We start from the raw sequence: 20,209 nt of genomic DNA on the forward strand, positions 1-20,209 counted from the left end.
CAGCACGCTTGGCTACATGTCACCCTTGCGTTTCGAACAGCTTTATTACGAAAAAATAGCATAATGGGCGTGTCTACTCTATTGACAGAAGAGCAGGAAATCCGTTATTGTCCCCATAATCGCATGGAAATGAGTATGAGGCGCCCATTAGCGGCTCCTGAGTCCGCGAGTACCGCCAAAAACCCTAATTTGGTTAAAATAGCGTCGTCTGTGTCCGCCAAATTTCCGCTGCCGACTTAGCCCGGTTATTAAGCCACTTCATATCGTCTCCGCATACATATCCGAACGAGCAAGCCTACAGCTTTGATGCATCTATGCTTATTTAAGCCTATCTAAACCTGTCTATACCTAACGTCTACTCCGTCACGAGAATACGCGGCGTAGCTTGTTTAATCACTTTCGACGAGGCCCATGAGCCAAGCACCGCCGAGAAAATACTCAGGCACGAGACGACGGGCAAGTCACCTGATCCAGCCCGCTCAGCAAGTACAGCAGCGGCGACTTGCCGGAGCCGAAGTTGCCCATAATGACAGTGAATTCGCCCTCATAAATGTCTAAATCCACATTGCGGATGGCATGATATTGCTCGCCGCCTGTCGAATAGGTTTTACATAGGTTTCTAGCTCGAATAATCGCTTGCTTGGTCATGCGTATCTCTCTCGAAAGATTGTCTTAACCCCATAATAAATACGCAATATTTAAAAAGGCTTATCAAGTTATTAATAAATCCTTACAGTGAAGTGCACTTCACAAGGAGGCGGTTTCTATGCAGGAGCTAACAGCAGCAGAGTTTAATATGGTTAATCCAATGCTTGAAAAGGTAGGAAATAAAGCGGTCTATGCTTTATCGGTAATCCAGCAGCTTCAACCAGGAAAGGTGTTAGTAAACGATAAGAAAAGTCCTACAGCCGCATTCATAACGAGTGTTGGTGGATTCTATTGTTTATTGGGAGCTGCAAACGATGTTCTATTTAATGAGGGGGTTATACGGTTCCTAAACGATAGAGACAGCCATTCTATTCGTTTTTATGCTCTAGCTTTATTTTCAGCGGATTGGGAACTGCTGCTGGCTGAAAAAAATCTAATAAATGCGGCCAAGATTAAAAGGGCTTATTTCCAATTTAACAAGGAAAAATTTCTTCAAACTTATTGCGATTATCCGTTTGTGCTCAATGCTGAATTCAACGATGAAGGATTAAATCTAGAAATAGCTAACCAATATCGAGAGGACTTTTATCCGTATTATAAAATAGTTTGGGATTCGGCCCAACAATTTATCGATAATGGTGTCGGTCATTTTGTGACGAAAGACGATAAGATTGTCAGTGTTTGTTCCTCTCCCTATGTTGGAGGCGGTTACGCTGAAATCGACATCATTACAGTAGAAAAATATAAACGAAAAGGGCTCGCTGCATGGGCCGGTGTCCATTTTATTAAGGAGTGTCTTAACAAAGGACTGACACCAAACTGGTGCTGTCATTCCGATAACCTGGAGTCCTTAAGTGTCGCCCAAAAGCTTTGTTTTGAGCAAATAGACGAGCATCCTATGTATTGGTACAACGGTTAACCATTATGCGATTAGCAGAGGGGAATAGTGAAATGAAAAACGGTGCCACTGCCGTTATTGCTTCTGAACGCAATGGAGCCGCCATAAGCTGCTCCTTGTTCGCATCCAGCTCGGCCTCTATACGGATCGTATCGCCTGGGGAGGATGCGTTAAGCGCATTCGCCACGATGTTGGCAAGCATTTGCTCAATACGCGCGTGGTCGATAGCGATCAGTACGGTCTCTTGCAGCTGCAATCGCCAGATAGCTTGCGCCGCAGCTGCGCCAATGGAGACTAGCTCTGCCAGCCGTTACTCCCGAATGGTCACACGGGTATTAATTGGAACCAAATGGGCGAGAGCGACAACGTCGTCATTGTACATGCGGATGCAGCCATGCGACACCATGCGCCCGATAGAGGAAGGATCATTGTTGCCATGAATGCCGTAATGCGGCTTGGACAATCCCATCCAGAAAGCGCCGAATGGCCCGCCGGGATTAGGTTGCTTGTTAATAATCGTAAATTCGCCGAGCGGCGATTGCGTCAGCATTTTGCCGATGCCAACAGGATAGGCGTTTACAACCGTATTGCCATCGAGCAAATACAGCCTGCGGTCAGATAGATCAACGATAATGCGGTATGAAGGCATGAAAGGTTTCCCTCCTTTGCTTCTATCCTATGTAAGAGGGGGAGGGAGGGCATTAGGCATTGTCCTATAGGCATGAAATCGTGGAGATTCGGAAGTAGTCTTCCTATAGCAATGAGGGCTGCCATATAGTTGGCAGCCCTCATTTTTAAGAAAAGCGTGTATTGCGTATTGCGTCAGCGGCTAGTGCCCCGATGCCTCATGATCGTTGGACAGCTTCAGCACATCAAACAGCTTGAACAGCAGGCTTAGCAAAATCGCTACGACTGTCGCAAGCGCCATGCCGGAGATGGAGAAATCGCCCAGCTTGATGGTGACGCCGCTGAGTCCGGTTACCATGACAACCGTTGTCAGAAACAGATTTGTCGGCTTGCTGTAATCGACCTTCGATTCCACAAGCATCCGAAAGCCGGATGCGGCGATAACGCCGAACAGAAGCAGGGAAACGCCGCCCATGACAGGAGTCGGAATGCCCGAAATGAGCGCCGAGAATTTTCCTGAAAAAGAGAGCACAATGGCGATGACGGCAGCGCCGCCAATGACAAAGGTCGAATATACCTTCGTAATCGCGAGTACGCCAATGTTTTCGCCGTAGGTCGTATTAGGCGTGGAGCCGACGAAGCCGGAGATCATCGTTGAAATACCGTTGCCCAGCATGGAGCGGCTCAGCCCCGGGTCCTTCGACAAATCCTTTTCGACGATATTGCTCGTCACGACCAAATGGCCGATATGCTCGGCAATGACGACGAGCGCAGCGGGAGCGATGGCAAGAATGGCTGCCCACTGGAAGACTGGCATTGTAAACTGAGGAGACTGCAGCCAGCCGCTTTCACTAACGCCGGAAAAGTCAGTCATGCCCATAAATTGAGCAAGAACATAGCCGGACACGATTCCAATTAGAATCGGAATAATCTTCATAAACCCGCGGAACAGCACCGAGCCGAACACGGTTATAGCCAGCGTAATGGTAGACAATGCGACCGTTGAACCGTCCATCGTCCAGTTTGCCGGGTCTTTATAGTTGTCCGGCATAATCCAGCCAGCCATTTTCGCTGCGACCGGAATGAGCTCCAGCCCGATAATCGCTACAATCGCGCCCATCGCCGCAGGAGGGAAAACGACGTTAATCCAGCCCGTTCCCGCATAATGAATAATCAAGGCGACAAGTGTGAAAATAACGCCTGCGGCAATAAAACCACCCAACGCTGCGGCATAATTGCCCGGCTCACCAGCTGCATGTTGGCCGATTACCGCTCCGGCAGGAGTGATAAAGGCAAAGCTGGAGCCAAGATAAGCGGGGATTTTGCCTTTGCAAATCCATAAATAAAGCAAGGTGCCGATTCCGTTCATAAGCAGGCACACAGCCGGATCGACGCCGAGCAAATTCGGCACAAGCACGGTGGAGCCGAACATGGCGAATAGATGCTGCAAGCTCAGCATCAGGCTCTGCCCTAGCGGAGGGCGATCCATAATTCCAATTGCATTACGGTTTTTCATAAACCATTGATCCTCCCGAATGTTCTACGTCTATAATCCTTGTCGATTCTACCTAGTTCGGTGAAGGTTGGCAAGCTTTTTTTCAAAATAGAGAGAAAGTATGATTTTTCCATCCTTCCTCTCTATTTCTCGGAATGAAACGCGCCGCGCTGCCAAAGGACGGCGACAGCCGTTTCACCTTGAAATATAGGGAAGGAGCTGATTTTTCCGCCCTTCCTCTCTATTTATCGGAATGAAACGCGCCGTGCCGCCAAAGGACGGCGACAGCCGTTTCACCTTGGGCGGAGCAAAAAAAGAGGCCGGAGCCGTCCCCAGAACGGACTCCAGCCTGATGCCGTTAGCTATATGAGCTTAGCACCGTGTTGGTTTTCAAGGCAGTGCAAGCCATCCTTACAGTATTATCGTCATTTACGGCGTGTGATGCCCCATATATTCGTACGTCCCTTTAGGATAATAGGACCACTGGCTGGTATCGTACAAGCTCTTGCCGATTTGACCCAACTTGCGGACCATTGTACCGCCGCTTGGGAACAGGGTGCTGGTTAAAGCTCCGTTTGAGCTGATATCGCCAGCTACATCAACGACCACGCCATTTTTCTTAAGAGCAAGGCCGCTCACCGTAATATTCCATTCTGGAGCAAACTTATCTTCAAAATTAAAATAAACAGCTGAAGTTATATCCATAAAATCATAAAATGCTGTGTCTATAATAACGGTAATATTGTTGGGCATGAGGAAAGGAAACGCTAGCTCCTTCTCGTAGTACTGCCCATTGGTAGAATTGCGGCCGTAAACAAACAAGCTATAGCCTGTAAGGTCACTGTTGTCGCTATAAATTTCGACGGCTGACCGGTATTCATCCTCAAGTAAAAACTCGGCAATGTAAACAGGCGAGGTTGTAAAGCTCGGAGCGTCGGCAGCGGTTGTAAACGTCCACTGTGTCTTCGAGGTCATTCCCGTCGATGCCAGACCATTGCTGTCTTTAAAGCTTCCGGCAGCAAACTTTACATAATAGGCGGTCGCGCCTGAGAGCCCGGCAACTTGGACATTTGCCATATTGGCGCTGAACGTCACCTGGGATGGGTCATTGAGGGCGATGCTGGCGGCAACGGTATCGTCTGATGCTTTATACACGGTAAGCGTTTGGCCTGCTGCCGCTGTAACGGGCCGATTAAACGTAAGCGAAAGCGTCAAATTTTTATTCGTATTTAGCTCATGGTTAGCAGGAGACAGGCTGGTAATTTCCAGCTCATTCGTTGCGCTAATGAGCATGTCAGCAGTCTTAAGTGTGCGTCCGCTGGTCAAAGCGCTTGCCTTGGCTGTAATGCTGAAGTTTGTAATATCCGTATCAAAGTCGGTGCCATCGTAATCTACCGATAGCCAAATCTCATTGGGGGATAAATGCGACACATCGAGTATGGTCATGCCTTGTGGAGCATGGTTCAACTCAAAGTCGCCCGTGTTTGCCGCCGAATCGAACGTATCCTCCTCTAATGCGACAGCGAAAATAGCCCCGCCGGAAGCTCGCAGTTGATCCTCCGTCAAATCCTCAAGATCGACAGCAGTTAACGTCCGCGCATCTGCGGTCAGGAACGTCCAGGCTGCATCATCGCTGATGCCTGCAAATGCATTGCCATGCACATCTGTAAATGCGCCTTCCTCAACCTCTACGTAATAAGCAGTTATGCTCGTGAATTGAAAAAGTTGTGATGAGGGATGGAGAATCGCTTTACCGCCTTGAATCGTAACCTGATCTGATTCAGATACGATGTAGGTTTGCACGACCGTATCGTCTGAGGCCTGCCGAATCGTAATTTTTTTGCCTGTGACCGGAACGATATCCTCGTTAAAGGACAGGGAAGGCTCGGCTGACAAAGCATAATTCGGCTCCTGATTTGCAGGAGAGGTCTGCACGAGCAGAGGAGCGGCGACATCGGCAGTTGCAAAGCTCCAAGCTGAAGAACTGCTGATGCCTTCAAAGGTATTGCCCGCCTGATCGATGAATGCGCCAGCGTCTATCGTGACGGAATAGCTTGTCTCGCTGCCTAGATCGGCATGCTTAATCGATATATTTTTGCCATCTATGATGATATGACTAGCATCGTCTGCATCGTAGGCCAAAACATCAAGCGGATTCGCCGTATTTGTAATATAGATTTTTTTACCGGAAACAGCTGTAACGGGCCTATTCATTGTCAGCTCCAAATCGGCAGCTACGCTAATGTCGCCCGCGGAATGAGCTGGAACCCGGCTCTGAATATAGGGTGCGGACGTATCTGGCACTACCGTGCTGGTGGCCAGCAAGAAGGATTGCCCATCGATTGTGCCTGCCGCCGCAACTGGTGTAGCTTCTACAAATAAGTAGAAGCCGACGTCTTCAGACGCAACGGGATAGGCTGGCGAAGTTGCGCCGGCAATGGCCGTGCGGTCCGAGCCATCTGCCTGCGTGCCGCGGTACCATTGGAAGCGGGAAGCGGCTTCGGCGTCATTTTCAGCATCAAAATAATTATATTGCACCGTCATCATTTCGCCTGCTTTCAGCAAGCCAGCGAGCGAAGCGCCGTGCAGCACAGGAGCATCGTTGATAGAACTGAGCGTGATGATGTAATTGGAGCTGGTTGCCGAGGAGCCTTTGCCCGCATAGCTGCTTAGCAGCTTGGTTGCGTCCGCAGCGGTGACAACGCCGTCACGGTTAATATCGAGCAGATTAATCTCTTCCGGCGTCAGTACAGCGCCGCTGTTCACGACCTTCATAATGTACAGGGCGTCCGCAGCAGTGACAACACCGTCGCCAGTCGTATCCCCGATGCGGGTTACGGTCAACTGGAACTGCTCTGTCAGTTTCTCAAGCGCTGGGGTTTGTGCTTCAAGCGTAATCGTAGTTGTCCCCGCCGATATAATCTCTAATTCTGTATAAAGCTGATAAGCATTTGCCGTAGCAACGGCGGAATCGCTGGACGAGGCTGTCAGCTGGGAAAGGCCAGCAACACCGGAGAACAGCACACTTGCATCCAAGGAAATACGGGAGCCGTGATGCTCGATAGCCGCACCAAATGGGGTGGTAGAATCCGAGGAAGGCTTAATCCAGGGAATATCCTTGTTGACGATCGGGGTGAAAAAGTTGGAGGTGGCCGGAGTGGCATTCGCTCCATTTGGCAGTGGCAGAGCGGTCCCCAGCATAGTCGCGCACAAAATAATCGCAGGTCCTTTGCTGCGGGAGAAATGAGTCATTTTACGCCAATAATTATTCATTCGTCCAGTTCTCCTTATAAGAGGGTTGATGAGATATTGCCTTTATTGTAAAACAAGCGGTTGAACGGATTCTGAATCTTATTGTCGAAATAAGTCGAAGGAAAAGGCTGCAAAATTCTAGCGATAGAATTTTGCAGCCGGATTGAAATCATGCAGATCAAGCTTAACCGTTAATTAGACCAGCTTTGACAAGCAGGCGTTTCACGATAGCAGCGGTCTCTGCCCGGGTTACATTGGAATCCGGGTTCAGAGCGCCATCGGCGCCTTGGACAATGCCGTTTTTCAAAGCAGCAGCAACTGCGGCTTTAGCCGAAGCTGATACCGATGCGCTGTCTTGGTAGGCTGCCAGCAGGCTGTCGATTTCAGCGGTATCGCTGACTTGTGCTAGTGAGGTAAGCGCAAGGGCGCGGTTCAAAATAATCATCGCTTCTTCACGAGTGATCAAGCCGTTTGGACGGAAGGTGCCGTCCGAATAGCCGCTGATCAGCTTGCTCGAAACCGCGAGCTTCACTTCATTTTCGTACCAGCTGCCTGCCTTCACATCGGAGAAGGAAACCGCTGTGCTGCCGGAAGCGGCATGGATGCCGAGCGCGCGCAGCAAGGTTGCTGTAAACTCAGCGCGAGTAATGGAAGCGTTCGGTGCAAATTCAGTTCCCGATACGCCCTTCATGATCAGGCGGGAGCCGAGATCGATGACGTCATTTTTGCTCCAGTGATTTTCAACATCCTTGAACGAAGCCGGGGTATAAACGACCGCATAGCTGCTGTTCGTCAAGCTGTTGATGCTCGCCCAATACGTGCTGCCCGTAACGGAAATATGGGTCGGTACATGGTGCAAGGTGCCATCAGAACCAAGCACTACGCCCGTTGTAATCGCTGTGCCGTCAGAGCCGGCAGGAAGAGCGATCGCACGTTCTACATAATGATTAAACTGGTTAACGACAATGCTTTTGCCGTTGTAATGCGCGATGACTTCAAAGTCAACTGGCGTTCCAACAACGCTCAGCCCTTGCTTGGAGGCTTGGGATTTTACTGCGCTTGCCGCGGAGCCATCGGCTGTTGTGATGGAAATCGTGATTTTAATATCCGACAGGGCAACCGAAGCGCCAACCTGTGCGGAAATGCTGTCAATGTTGATATCGCTCGCAGGCAGCGTATAAGTAGCCGTAGGCGTTTGAATTTTAACGGAAGCTCCACGACCTTCCAGCTCTTTCACCAGTTGGCCGTTCAGCTCGCCGGTCACGATAGCGGCAGTTGTATCCTGAACCGGAAGCACCAGCTCTTTAATGCCGGAAGTGCTGATTTGCTTGATTACTTTATCGTTGTCTACTTCAAGCAGTACCGATTTGCGTCCATTTTGTACAGAAGACTTCGAAGTCGCAAATTGCGGCTGCTCCTTGCCATCGATGTAGACGATGACCGGTGTCGATGTTGTTGTCGGCGCCGGTGTGCTTGTAGCAGGTGCCGGTGTTGTGGAACCGCCGCCTGAGCCCGATCCGGAGCCTGGATCTGGATTGTTCGGAGAATCCTTGTAAACGACAATTTCTCCGCCTGCCAGTGTAGACGGCACCTTATAAGAGGAACTGCGGTAAATGGCCCAATTTTCATCTTTGGACGTATCTACAGTCAAATTATAAGTTCCTGTCGTTTCGCTGCTAAGCGCTTTAATTTCAATAGTAAACAGCTGCTGCGGGTCATGAATACGCGAGTTTCCGCCAGTGGAATCGATCCAGATCGCCCGGACCCAGCCAGCCGTATTGTCGAAGTTGGACTGGAAATAGCCCGTATCAGAGGGGCTGCCGTCTTCTGGAGCAACTTCACCATAGGTAGGCGTGATGCTGACGATGCTGAAAATAGCAGGATCGAAATCGAGCTGCATGTTATAAGCACCAACGCCATCGCCAGCACTCGTCAGCATGACAGGCACGCTTCCTGATTGTCCAGCTGCAACTCGGGTATTCGTAATCGTAACCTGCGCAGGGGCGCTAGATTCAGCGTGTGCGGCAGTTGGAAGAAGAACGGCTGGCAATACGAGCAGGCAGCTCAGTATGAGCAGCAGAAGGCGTCTTGCAGGAGCTTGCTTCAATAATGGTTGCATAATAACCTCCATGATAGTAAGGGTAGATGTGTGGGGCCTGGGTATTTTGATCTTCGATAGTCTTGACACTGTTAACCTACATATTGGGTTGTGAACATCCATTCAGAAAGTGAGACGCCTGCAAAATCATTTCCGTCGATATCTTCGAAGGCGCCATCATCGATGATAATGCTGAATTGTGTATCGGATGGCAGGAAAATGGTTAAACCGCTAAGGGTAACCGTATTTCCGCTAATGATAACGTGAGCCGGATAGTCGGCTGGAAAGCTCAGCACTTCACTGTTAGTTGAGGTATCAATAAATTTGATCTCTTTACCAGCAACGGCGGAAATGTCTCTATTAAATGTAAAAACAATATCGTCATATTGATTGACATTGACGCTTCCGTTTACAGGGGTGCGGCTTACAATGAAAGGAGCAGCGCTTGCTACGGCAGCATTTGACTTCAAGAGGACGGCCTGGCCCGTCAGCAGATCGCCTGATGCGGCAACCGGCGTTACCTCTGCGAACACATAATAATTGACATCGTCTTGCTGAAGGCTGTAAGTAGTCGCCGTTTCACCGATGATTTCCACCCGGTCAGAGCCGTCAGCTTGAGTACCGCGGAACCATTTCGTGCGGGTATTGCCCTCGGCATCATTTTCGGCGTCAAAATAACTGTATTGCGCAGTAGCCGTCTTGCCAGACACCCATGAGTCGACACTTAAGGAAGTGTTGTACACAGCAGGAGCATCGTCAATGGCGCTTAAAGTGACGATATATTTTTCAGTTGAGTTAAGGGCGGTTTTCCCGGTGTAGAGATTCATCAGAGCCGTGACATCTGCCATGGAGATGCTGCCATCGCGGTCGATATCGTACAGATTGGCGTCGCCTGGGGTCAGGACGGTATTCCGGTCTATCTCTCTAGCGATCAGGAACGCATCCGCTGCTGTAACCATGCCATCCTTGTTCGTATCCGCAAAGCGGTCTACCGTCACGCGGAAATGCTCGGTCAGCTTTTCATTTCCGGCTGTAACGCCTTCAATTCTGATTTCAGTCGTTCCAGCAGCTAAAATTTCAACGTCTATATAAGGCAGCTGCACATTAACCGATGCGACATTTGTATCACTGGACCAAGCGGTTAACGTAGTGATGATGGCTGCCTGAGGGAACAGCTTCGTCGTATCCAGCATAATGGAGGAGTCGTACGTAATAATCTGCGATCCCGAGCTAGGGACAGGACTGTAATTAGAAGTAGGCTTGACCCATTGAATATCGTTGTTAATAACAGGCAGGAAGTAGTTCGATGGTCCAGATGCTGCATGCGCCAGGGTTGACAATGACAAGCTTGTTCCTAGTACAGCGGTGCACAACAATAGCGAGGGACCTTTGATTCGTGAAAAACCAGCCATTTTACGCAAAGAATGCTTCATTTGTCTTAAGTCTCCTTTATTCCGAATAGCTTGTCTAATTCAAGCAGCTGAGTTTGAAAAGCTGTAAGATTCCAAGCTCAGAATCTTACAGCTTTATAACAAGCTTGCTAGCAACTTAGCCGTTAATCAGGCCAGCCTTGACGAGCAGGCGCTTCACAATAGCAGCCGTTTCGGCACGGGTCACGTTGGAATCTGGGTTCAGGGAACCGTCAGCCCCCTGCACAATGCCGTTTTTCAAAGCGCTGGCAACAGCGGCTTTCGCATATCCCGACACCGAGGAGCTGTCCTCGTAAACAGCCAGCAGGCTGTCGATTTCAGCAGCATCGCTGACGGTTGGCAAAGTTGTAATCGCAAGAGCGCGGTTTAAAATAATCATCGCTTCTTCACGGGTAATCAAACCGTTTGGACGGAAGGTGCCGTCCGAATAGCCGCTGATCAGCTTGTTTGCTACAGCAAGCTTCACTTCATTTTCATACCAGCTGCCTGCCTTTACATCGGAGAAGGAAACCGAAGTGCTGCCGGAAGCCTTGTGAATACCAAGTGCGCGCAGCAGGGTTGCTGTAAACTCAGCGCGTGTAATGGAAGCATTCGGTGCGAACTCCGTGCTCGATACGCCCTTCATGATCAGGCGGGAGCCGAGATCGTTGACGTCATTTTTGCTCCAGTGATTTTCAACATCCTTGAACGAAGCAGGCGCATACACGATCGCATAGCTGCTGTTCGTCAAGCTGTTGATGTTTGCAAAATACGTGCTGCCCGTTACGGAAATATAGGTTGGCACATGACGCAGCGTACCATCTTCGCCAAGCACGACGCCCGTTGTCATCTTCGAGCCGCCTGCGCCGGCAGGCAGAGCGATCGAGCGTTCTACATAATGATTAAATTGGCCAATGCTGATGTTTTGTCCATTGTACTGCGCAATGACTTCAAAGTTTACCGGAGCGCCAACGACGCTTACGCCTTGCTTGGACGCTTGGCTTTGTACAGTATTGATGATTGCATTGTCTGCTGCGGTAATAGAGATGATGATTTTAATATCGGACAGCTTCACCGTTGTACCGACCTGTGCGGAAATCGCATCAATGTTGATGTCGCTCGCAGGCAAGGTGTAGGTTGCTGCTGGCGTCTCGATTTTAACGGTTGCGCCGCGTTTCTCCAGCTCCTTCACCAGTTGGCCGTTCAAGCCTCCGTTGACGACAGCGACTGTGCTGTCTTGAATCGGAAGCACGAGCTCTTTAATGCCTGCTGTGTCGATTTGCTTAAGAACCTTGTCATTGTCTACGTCCAGTTGTACCGTTTTGCGGCCGTTCTGCACAGAGGTTTGAGCCGTTGCATATTGCTGCTCCTTGCCGTCGATGTATACAATAACCGGAGTTGTTGTAGTTGTCGGAGCTGGCGTGCTTGTAGCAGGAGTCGTAGTGGAACCTCCGCCTGAAGAGCCTGAACCTGAACCTGAACCAGATCCTGAGTTGGCCTTCGAAATGACGATTTCTCCGCCATCAACGGTAGAAGGCGTCGTATACGATGGGCTGCGGTAGAACGCCCATTTCTCAGCGTTCGTCGTATCTACAGTCAGGTGATACGTTCCTGTCGTTTCGCTGCTGAGCGATTTAACCTCAATAGCGAACAGTTGGACAGGATCGTTAATGCGCGAGTCTCCGCCCGTAGAGTCTATCCAGATGGCACGTGCCCAGCCCGCCGTATTGTCAAAGTTGGACTGAAAATAGCCTGTAGCTGATGGAGCGCCGTTTTCTGGCGCCACTTCACCATGTGTAGGCGTAATGCTGACGATGCTCAGTACGGAAGGATCGAAGTCGATTTGCATATTGTAAGCGCCGACGCCGTCTCCTGGATCTGTGAGTATGACGGGCACGGTTGCTGATTGTCCGGCTGTCACATTGGTATTCGTAATCGTAACCTTAGTAGGGGCGTCTGATGCAGCATGTGCGGCAGAAGGGACAAAAAAAGCTGGCAATACGAGCAGGCAGCTCAGCATGAGCAGCAGAAAGCGTTTAGCAGGAGCTTGTCTCAAGAATGGTTGCATAATAACCTCCATGAAAGTAAGTAGATGGATGAAACTTGATTATTTGTTGAAAAATCAATGGCTAATGCAGAGTTAGCTCGGGTAGTTGGTAGTGAATTCCCATTCTCCTTGATCGAAGCCTGCATAATCATTACCGTTTGCATCTTTAAAGGCACCATGATCAATGAAAAGAACAAAGTGCGTACCGTATGACAGTTTTCCAGCTAGGTGTTTAATAGTGACGGTTTTCCCAACAACCTCAATATTGTAATCATCATTGGCAAGATAGTCTAATACAAAGCTGTCTATTCCAGAATGATAAAAACGAATGTGCTTACCAGGAACAGCCGTAACCTCTCTATCAAAAGTGAAGACAATATCAGCATTTCTATCGACATTTACACTGTAATTTTCGGGTGTAAGGCTAACAATGATAGGAGTAGCACTCAATACGATAGAATCGGGCTTCAATAGGACAGTTTCGCCCGTCAGCAGATCGCCGGATTCGGCAACTGGCGTCACTTCTGCGAACACATAATAATTGAGATCGGTTTGCTGAAGAGTATAGCTGTTCGACGTTGCGCCTATGATTTCCGTACGGTCCGAGCCATCTGCTTGCAGGCCGCGGAACCATTTAAAGCGGCTATTGCCTTCGAAGTCATTTTCAGGATCAAAATAACTGTATTCCGCGGTCACCGTTTGGCCTGGTGCCCATGTATCCGCGCTTAAAGAGCCGTTATATATAGCTGGAGCATCGTCAATGGCGCTTAAGGTGACGATATATTTTTTAGACGAGTCTAGAACGGTTTTGCCAGTGTAGAGGTCCATTAAGGCGGAAGCGTCCGCTGCCGTTACGGATCTGTCGCGGTCGATATCATATAAATTGAAGTCTCCGGGAGTAAGGGTGGAATTTCTATTGAGCTCCCGAACGATGTGAAAGGCATCCGCTGACGTAATCATGCCGTCTTTATTCGTATCGGCGAAGAGGTCTACCGTCACGCGAAAGTGTTCGGTCAGCTTTTCATTTTCAGAGGTAACGCCTTCAACCCTGATTTCAGTCGTTCCCGGGCCGAATATTTCCATCTCAAAGTTGGGCAAATAAGCGTTCGCAGACGCGACGCTTGTATCGCTGGAAGTAGCAGTTAACATCGTTATGACGGTTGATGGGGGGAAGAGCTTCTGTGAATCCAATGAGAAGTAGCTGCCATAAACGTTAATGGTTGATCCCATTCCCGCATTCGCATTGGAATCATTTTTAACCCAGTGCAGATCATTGTTTACTACAGGAAGAAAGTAGTTCGAAGGTTCTGGAATTGCATATGCCGGAGCAGATAGTGACAAGGTGGTTCCCAATACTGCAGCACAAACAAAAAGAGAGGGGCCCTTTTTCAGGGATAATGCGGTCATTTTGCGCCAATTATCGTTCATTTGTCCGAGTCTCCTTGTTACGAATAGTAAGATGCTTAGCTTCATTTTACTTTTTAGGGCTGAACCGATTCTGAACGGATGTGTCTAATTGAAAAGAATGAAGTAGCAAAACGTCGAATAATGTTGAAATAAAAAAGAAAAACACAAAAAAACCGTCAATATCTGCAAGCAGAATTTGACGGCTCAAACTATTATTTCTTCATTAAAGGTCAATGCTTAGCAGTACCGGACAATGATCGCTACCCATAATAGCGGAATCAATAGCCGCATCCTTCAGCAGCGGAGCTAGTCGCTCTGAGATCAGAAAATAGTCAATCCGCCAGCCGACGTTCCGTTCGCGAACCTTGGGCATGTAGGACCACCATGTATAGGCATCGGTACGGTCTGGGTAGAGGTGGCGAAAGCTGTCGATAAAACCGGCCGCCAGCAGCTCGGTCATTTTGCCGCGTTCTTCCGGGGTAAAGCCGGAATTGCCGTGGTTGGCTTTGGCGTTTTTGAGATCGATTTCCTGATGGGCGACGTTGAGATCGCCGCAGACAATGACGGGCTTCACCGCATCAAGCTGCTGCAAATAAATACGGAAGCGATCCTCCCATTCCAGTCGATAATCCAGCCGCAGCAAATCGCGCTTGGCATTAGGCGTATATACATTAACTAAATAGAAGCCCTCAAATTCCAACGTCAAAATGCGGCCTTCCGGCTCTTCATTTTCTTCAATGCCATAGCGGACGGAAAGCGGTGGTACTTTCGTAAACACTGCCGTACCGGAATAGCCCTTCTTCACGGCATAGTTCCAGTAGTCCGAATACGCCTCGCCGAGCTCCAGCGAAATTTGCCCCTCCTGAAGCTTCGTCTCCTGCAGGCAGAAAATATCCGCGTCCATCTCGGCAAAATAATCATTAAACCCTTTATTCACACAGGCTCTCAGCCCGTTAACATTCCATGAAACCAGCTTCAATGCGAAACCTCTCCTCTGTTGGCGTTTATATAAGAATAACTAAAAGCAGTGCTTCAACTAAGCGGGCAGCAGGATGAAAACCTTGCCATCGGCATTCAAAATCTGGCTTCCATTGCTAAGCGTGGCATAGGGAAGCTCCCAGTGCGAATGCCCGCAAAACACGAGCGTCTCCGGCAGCTGTTCAAGCGCAGCGCGAATGGCGCTGTTCCCCTCAAGCCCAAGTGCCGGCTCATCTGGTCCCTGATGCAGAAGCAAAGCGTGGGGCTGCTTCATAATAAGCTTGCGAAGCCACTTCACATAATCGTGCTGGGACATGCGATTAGGCTTGTCCGCTCGTCCGATAATGCCGCCTAGACCGGCAAGGCGGAGTCCTAATACTTCGGTCAAAGCTGGCAGGTCCATGAAATGCATGCAATCGCTAGCAGCGAGCATATTCATATGCGCAGACTCCATTATATCATGGTTGCCGGGTACACCTGCGACCCAGCCGAATGTTTCACCGAATGCGAGCCAGACAGGAAGGGGGTTGCCGCTGCTGCCCCTTTTGCCAGCATCTCCATATAAATCGCCGCACAACAGAGCGACCATACGCTGTAGGGAAAGATGGGGAAATTCAATCGCTATTAATAACGCTAAATATTCGGGCAGCAGCTCGCCCAGCTGAACCTCGCATCCATCATCGATGGCAACGCCCTGCAAATCGGAGGTGACTATCAGGGCATCTATACGCTCTGGCAGTCCAGATACAAAGCCCTGATAGACGGGCAGCAGCGCAGGGAAGGTCCCGCCGCCAGCCGCCGCTGTTTGATAGGGAAAGCTTTCAATAGGCTCGGGAAGTATTCGCTCGATTTTCATAGTCGTTGAGGCTGCCCCCTTTTGCAACTAAAAATGACTCATGCCGTTTCATTGGAAATTAGGGTCAATATACCATGATTGCGAGTAGCGGGCAACTTAGGAGATTTGATCATTTTTACTAGGGTGCGTTATGATAGGGGAGGTAAATACAAGCAAAAAAGGAGACGGTATGGACAATTTCGTATTATGGCTGAAGTATTTGATTCTCGGTATTATTCAGGGCTTTACAGAGCCTATCCCTGTATCATCAAGCGGACATTTAATTATTGCCCAGCAGTTGCTCGGCGTTGAACAGCGAGGGCTGGCATTTGAAATTTTAACGAACACGGCATCGCTGATTGCGATTGGCTACATTTTTCGCCAGGATATTAATCGGCTAGTTGTTAACACTATCAAATATATGAGAACACGGGACAAGGCTTACAAAAGCGACTTCCTGTTCGCTGTGTATGTCGTCATTGGGACGGTGCCTGCCGTCATTATCGGGCTGCTGTTCAAGGATCAAATTGAGTCTTATTTCTCCTCTGTCCGCACAGTGGCGATATCACTGCTCATAACCGGTGTGGCGCTCTGGCTCATCCGCAATTTGCGAGGGCGCAAGCGGGATGGCGACCTGACGGTCAAGGACGCTTTAATTGTAGGCTTGGCGCAGGCGGTCGCGCTCATTCCCGGTATTAGCCGCTCCGGCTCAACGGTCATTACTTCGATTGCTGTCGGCATGAAGCAGGAGACGGCGCTGCGGTTTTCATTTATGCTGTACATACCGATTAGCTTGGGCGGCTTGGTGCTGGGCATCTCGGATATCGCGAATGATCCTAACCGTACTTCGCTGATGATTCCTTATCTCATTGCCTTTATCGCGACCTTAATCGTCACCTATTTCTCTATGCGCTGGTTCATGAACATTATGGCGCGCGGCAATTTGAAATATTTCTCCTATTATTGCTTTGTCGCCGGTATCCTGCTGCTCATTTTTCTCTAGGCTCTGCCTGGAGTGAGAGATAGGCAAACAAGGTGCAGACTGAACAAAATAGAATTTTAGCAGGCTGGCATCCCGAGGTGGATGCCAGCCTTTTTCTGTGCGGGCTGAGCGGGCTTGCCGCATTTATGCATGTTTGCGAATAAAGATCAGGAAGCCGTAATTGATAAAATATGATCTTTTCAGCTAAATTTACAACTTTTTCCTGTCGTCGCGAAGTGGAATTTCGTTATTTCTTTATGAAAAACGCACAATATCTAAATTCAGGAAGAATTATAATTATAAATATATTGAATTAATTATATAATTAATTTATAGGTGTGAATATTTATTTAAGGGTTTAAATAAATATTATCCCCTCTAATATGTTAATACTTGACTAACTTTTTCTCGTAAACCGAACTAGATGTTAAAAAAAGAGAGAAAGATAAATAAAAAGTATTGTAACTCTATTCTTAATGATATAAAATGTGACATAGATTGAGTCCCATGATGTCACATTCGAACAGCTAGATTCGCCTGATAATGCCGAGCTAAACCCGTCATTATTTTCAGAATTATCAATTTAATTAACGCTCGAAATTATAATTCGTTAGGGTGATTAAATGTGAGTGAGGAATTGCTGAGAATGGAGCATTTAACGACGTCCTTTCGGATCGCTGACCGCTATTATGCAGCAGTGGATGACGTTACGTTAACGGTCAGAAAAAATGAAATTTTAGCGATTGTTGGCGAATCCGGCTCGGGGAAAAGCGCATTGGCCTTTTCGATTATGGGGCTCCATACGCGGGCGAAAATCGAAGGGCATATTTATTATAAGGGGCAGGACTTGGCTCATCTGCCTCCAAGCAAATTAAACAAGCTGCGGGGTAAGGAGATGGGCATGATTTTTCAGGACCCGCTGTCTGCCCTCAATCCGCTCATGATTGTTGGCAGCCAGATTGAGGAGGCTTTGCTGCTCCATAACGACAAGCTGACGGCGGAGCAGCGCAAGGCGAAGGTGCTGGAATTGCTCGATAAGGTCGGCATCCCCCGCCCTGAGCATACGTATCAGCAATATCCGCATGAGCTGTCTGGCGGAATGAGGCAGCGCATCGTCATTGCTATTGCGATTGCCAATGAGCCGGAGCTGCTCATTGCTGATGAGCCGACGACGGCGCTTGATGTGACGATCCAGCTGCAAATTTTGGAGCTGATCCGCAAGCTGAAGAGTGATATTGGCGCGGGCATTATCCTCATCACCCATGATCTTGGCGTTGTGGCGGAAATGGCGGATCGGGTAGCCGTTATGTATGCAGGACAGATCGTGGAAATCGCCGATATTTATACGCTCATCTCAAATGCGCAGCATCCATATACGAAGTCGCTGCTCAGCTCAATCCCGGCGGCCAGTGCTGAGAAATCTCGGCTGCATGTCATTCAAGGCATTGTGCCCTCCTTGCAGAAGCTGCCCCGCGAGGGCTGCCGCTTCCGCTCCCGCATTCCATGGATGGAGGAGGCGGCACATGAGGCGGAGCCTGCGATGCACGAAGTAAGTCCCGGTCATTTCGTCCGCTGCACCTGCTATCGGACTTTTTATTTTCCTAAAGTGGACGGGAAGGGGGCTGACTATGGCGCTTCTTGATATTAAGGATTTAAAGGTGCATTTTCCGATTCGCGGCGGCTTATTCGGCAGAACGGTTGGCGAGGTCAAAGCGGTAGATGGCGTAAGCTTGTCCATTGAGCAGGGCAGCACCTACGGACTCGTTGGCGAGTCCGGCTCGGGCAAGACGACGACGGGGCGGGCGGTTATCGGCCTGAATGCGATTACGTCCGGCAGCGTCATATTCGAAGGCAAGGACTTGAACGAAGGCGGCAAGCGCGGCTTGCTGAATGCCCGCCGCGATATTCAAATGATTTTTCAAGATCCGTATTCCTCGCTTAACCCGAAGAAGCGCGTCATCGACATTGTGGCGGAGCCGCTGCGCAACTTCGAGCGGCTGTCTGAGCAGGAGGAGAAGCGGCGCGTGCGCGAGCTGCTGGAGCAAGTGGGCTTAAGCGCAGAGACGATCTACAAATATCCGCATGAGTTTTCCGGCGGCCAGCGGCAGCGGATCGGCATCGCCAGGGCGATTGCCTTAAAGCCGAAGCTGATCATTGCCGACGAGCCCGTATCGGCGCTGGACGTATCCGTACAGGCGCAGGTGCTTAATTTTATGCAGGACATCCAGAAGCAATTAAACCTCACGTACTTGTTTATCAGCCATGACCTTGGCATTATCCGGCATATGTGCGATCACATCGGCATTATGTACAAGGGCAGACATGTTGAGCAAGGCACAACCTCAGATATTTTTCATAACCCTCAGCATATTTACACCAAGAGGCTCCTTGCAGCCATTCCTGATATCGACCCTACACAAAGAGAGAAACAGCGACAGTTTAGAGCAGAGGTAAAAGCCGAATATGATCAAGCCTACAGAGACTATTTTGACGAAGAGGGCCTGGCCTATTCATTAAGGCCGATCTCAAGCACGCATCTAGTAGCTCTGCCTGGGAAAGGTGGATAGCGATGTGGAAAACGATTGTTCGCCGTATATTCATTATGATTCCGCAATTATTTTTGCTTAGCATTCTCGTTTTTTTGCTCGCTAAAGCGATGCCCGGCGATGCGCTCACAGGCCTTGTTGATCCGAGCCTTGATCCTGCGGCGCTGGAAGCGCAGCGAGAGCGGCTTGGTCTGAACGATCCGTGGCATGTGCAGTACTGGAACTGGATGGTCCATGCGCTCCAGGGCGACTTTGGACAATCGTTCCGCTTCAAAATGCCTGTGTCCGAGCTCATTGGCCAGCGCATATCCAATACGATCTGGCTGTCGGTCGCGACGCTGATTTTGACTTATTTAATCGCGATTCCGCTCGGTATTACCAGCGGCCGCTACAACGATACTTGGGCGGACCGCCTAATTACGGGCTATACCTATTTGGGCTTTGCTGCGCCGCTGTTTATTTTTGGCTTGGTTATGCTGTGGCTGTTCGGCTTCCACTTTGACTGGTTCCCTACAGGCGGCAGCGTTAAGCCGGGAGTAGAGCCTGGCACAGCTGCTTATGTATTTAGCAAAATTTATCATTTGCTGCTCCCGGCTCTATCGATGGCGCTGATTACGACCGTGACGACGGTGCAACTGCTGCGCAGCGAAATTATTGATACGAAGCAGCGCGATTTTATTTTGACCGCAAGGGCTAAGGGGGCTTCGGAGTCCCGCGTCTACAACCGCCATATTTTGCGCAACTCGCTGCTGCCGATTGCCGCCTTTTTCGGCTATGAGATTACGGGCTTGATCGGCGGCACTGTATTTATCGAGAGCATCTTCAGCTATCCCGGCATGGGCCAGCTGTTTCTAAGCTCCATCTCCTTACGGGATTTCAGCGTCGTGACGGCGCTGGTGCTGCTGTATGGGCTCGCATCGATTTTGGGAGCTTTAATATCGGATTTGATTTTGAGCATCGTCGATCCCCGGATTCGGATCAAATAAG

Annotated in this window: 15 protein-coding genes and 1 pseudogene; 5 read left to right on the forward strand and 11 right to left on the reverse strand. The window is 49.4% G+C overall.

Annotated features, from left to right (window positions below; genetic code table 11):
- Positions 1-459: 459 nt before the first annotated feature.
- A pseudogene (locus ASF12_RS10170) lies at positions 460-648 on the reverse strand (ATP-binding cassette domain-containing protein); the annotation flags it as partial.
- A gap of 118 nt (positions 649-766) precedes the next feature.
- On the opposite strand from ASF12_RS10170, the gene ASF12_RS10175 reads away from it, so the two are divergent.
- Complete coding sequence (locus ASF12_RS10175) at positions 767-1,567, forward strand: GNAT family N-acetyltransferase (RefSeq protein WP_056033548.1); 801 nt, start codon at positions 767-769, stop codon at positions 1,565-1,567.
- Here the strand turns inward: ASF12_RS10175 and ASF12_RS10180 are convergent.
- From ASF12_RS10180 to ASF12_RS10225, 10 genes are all read right to left on the reverse strand, one after another.
- A complete protein-coding gene (locus ASF12_RS10180) occupies positions 1,545-1,802 on the reverse strand; it encodes an ATP-binding protein (protein ID WP_056033551.1) in 258 nt (85 codons plus the stop codon). The genes ASF12_RS10175 and ASF12_RS10180 overlap by 23 nt on opposite strands.
- Positions 1,803-1,856: 54 nt before the next feature.
- Positions 1,857-2,195: a L,D-transpeptidase gene (locus ASF12_RS10185; RefSeq protein WP_056033554.1), complete on the reverse strand. Its 339-nt coding sequence runs from the start codon at positions 2,193-2,195 to the stop codon at positions 1,857-1,859.
- Positions 2,196-2,375: 180 nt separating this feature from the next.
- Positions 2,376-3,689 carry a uracil permease gene (gene uraA / locus ASF12_RS10190; protein WP_056033557.1) on the reverse strand — a complete coding sequence of 438 codons (1,314 nt, stop codon included), beginning with the start codon at positions 3,687-3,689 and terminating at the stop codon, positions 2,376-2,378.
- A 408-nt stretch (positions 3,690-4,097) separates the two neighbouring features.
- Complete coding sequence (locus tag ASF12_RS10195) at positions 4,098-6,941, reverse strand: Ig-like domain-containing protein (RefSeq protein ID WP_056033560.1); 2,844 nt, start codon at positions 6,939-6,941, stop codon at positions 4,098-4,100.
- 163 nt (positions 6,942-7,104) lie between these two features.
- On the reverse strand, positions 7,105-9,039 hold the full coding sequence (locus tag ASF12_RS10200) for an S-layer homology domain-containing protein (RefSeq protein WP_056033563.1): 1,935 nt from the start codon (positions 9,037-9,039) through the stop codon (positions 7,105-7,107).
- 71 nt (positions 9,040-9,110) lie between these two features.
- Positions 9,111-10,451 (reverse strand): Ig-like domain-containing protein, encoded by a 1,341-nt coding sequence (locus ASF12_RS10205; protein ID WP_056033566.1) that lies wholly within the window; start codon positions 10,449-10,451, stop codon positions 9,111-9,113.
- Between the two features lie 115 nt (positions 10,452-10,566).
- Positions 10,567-12,495, reverse strand: a complete 1,929-nt coding sequence (locus ASF12_RS10210) for an S-layer homology domain-containing protein (RefSeq protein WP_056033568.1) — start codon at positions 12,493-12,495, stop codon at positions 10,567-10,569.
- A gap of 72 nt (positions 12,496-12,567) precedes the next feature.
- Positions 12,568-13,902: an Ig-like domain-containing protein gene (locus tag ASF12_RS10215; protein ID WP_056033571.1), complete on the reverse strand. Its 1,335-nt coding sequence runs from the start codon at positions 13,900-13,902 to the stop codon at positions 12,568-12,570.
- A gap of 202 nt (positions 13,903-14,104) precedes the next feature.
- Positions 14,105-14,860 carry an exodeoxyribonuclease III gene (locus ASF12_RS10220; protein WP_056033574.1) on the reverse strand — a complete coding sequence of 252 codons (756 nt, stop codon included), beginning with the start codon at positions 14,858-14,860 and terminating at the stop codon, positions 14,105-14,107.
- Between the two features lie 57 nt (positions 14,861-14,917).
- Entirely contained in the window at positions 14,918-15,715 is a 798-nt protein-coding gene (locus tag ASF12_RS10225; protein ID WP_056033577.1) for a metallophosphoesterase, read from the reverse strand.
- Between the two features lie 169 nt (positions 15,716-15,884).
- Between ASF12_RS10225 and ASF12_RS10230 the strand changes: the two genes are divergently transcribed.
- From ASF12_RS10230 to opp4B, 4 genes are all read left to right on the forward strand, one after another.
- On the forward strand, positions 15,885-16,697 hold the full coding sequence (locus tag ASF12_RS10230) for an undecaprenyl-diphosphate phosphatase (RefSeq protein WP_056033911.1): 813 nt from the start codon (positions 15,885-15,887) through the stop codon (positions 16,695-16,697).
- 604 nt (positions 16,698-17,301) lie between these two features.
- Entirely contained in the window at positions 17,302-18,318 is a 1,017-nt protein-coding gene (locus ASF12_RS10235) for an ABC transporter ATP-binding protein (protein ID WP_056033579.1), read from the forward strand.
- Positions 18,305-19,243 (forward strand): ABC transporter ATP-binding protein, encoded by a 939-nt coding sequence (locus ASF12_RS10240; protein WP_056033583.1) that lies wholly within the window; start codon positions 18,305-18,307, stop codon positions 19,241-19,243. The genes ASF12_RS10235 and ASF12_RS10240 overlap by 14 nt, the downstream gene beginning before the upstream one ends.
- Positions 19,244-19,245: 2 nt before the next feature.
- Complete coding sequence (gene opp4B / locus ASF12_RS10245) at positions 19,246-20,208, forward strand: oligopeptide ABC transporter permease (RefSeq protein ID WP_056033585.1); 963 nt, start codon at positions 19,246-19,248, stop codon at positions 20,206-20,208.
- Position 20,209: the final 1 nt, after the last annotated feature.

This window comes from Paenibacillus sp. Leaf72, assembly GCF_001422685.1.
In the GTDB taxonomy this organism is placed as follows: domain Bacteria; phylum Bacillota; class Bacilli; order Paenibacillales; family Paenibacillaceae; genus Pristimantibacillus.

What these genes read in the sequence shown, in the direction of transcription:
- ASF12_RS10230 (WP_056033911.1), top strand. Translation starts at nt 15,885, where the DNA reads ATGGACAATTTCGTATTATGGCTGAAGTATTTGATTCTCGGTATTATT.
- ASF12_RS10225 (WP_056033577.1), bottom strand. Translation starts at nt 15,715, where the DNA reads ATGAAAATCGAGCGAATACTTCCCGAGCCTATTGAAAGCTTTCCCTAT.
- uraA (WP_056033557.1), bottom strand. Translation starts at nt 3,689, where the DNA reads ATGAAAAACCGTAATGCAATTGGAATTATGGATCGCCCTCCGCTAGGG.
- ASF12_RS10195 (WP_056033560.1), bottom strand. Translation starts at nt 6,941, where the DNA reads ATGAATAATTATTGGCGTAAAATGACTCATTTCTCCCGCAGCAAAGGA.
- ASF12_RS10185 (WP_056033554.1), bottom strand. Translation starts at nt 2,195, where the DNA reads ATGCCTTCATACCGCATTATCGTTGATCTATCTGACCGCAGGCTGTAT.
- ASF12_RS10210 (WP_056033568.1), bottom strand. Translation starts at nt 12,495, where the DNA reads ATGCAACCATTCTTGAGACAAGCTCCTGCTAAACGCTTTCTGCTGCTC.
- ASF12_RS10200 (WP_056033563.1), bottom strand. Translation starts at nt 9,039, where the DNA reads ATGCAACCATTATTGAAGCAAGCTCCTGCAAGACGCCTTCTGCTGCTC.
- ASF12_RS10240 (WP_056033583.1), top strand. Translation starts at nt 18,305, where the DNA reads ATGGCGCTTCTTGATATTAAGGATTTAAAGGTGCATTTTCCGATTCGC.
- opp4B (WP_056033585.1), top strand. Translation starts at nt 19,246, where the DNA reads ATGTGGAAAACGATTGTTCGCCGTATATTCATTATGATTCCGCAATTA.
- ASF12_RS10215 (WP_056033571.1), bottom strand. Translation starts at nt 13,902, where the DNA reads ATGAACGATAATTGGCGCAAAATGACCGCATTATCCCTGAAAAAGGGC.
- ASF12_RS10205 (WP_056033566.1), bottom strand. Translation starts at nt 10,451, where the DNA reads ATGAAGCATTCTTTGCGTAAAATGGCTGGTTTTTCACGAATCAAAGGT.
- ASF12_RS10175 (WP_056033548.1), top strand. Translation starts at nt 767, where the DNA reads ATGCAGGAGCTAACAGCAGCAGAGTTTAATATGGTTAATCCAATGCTT.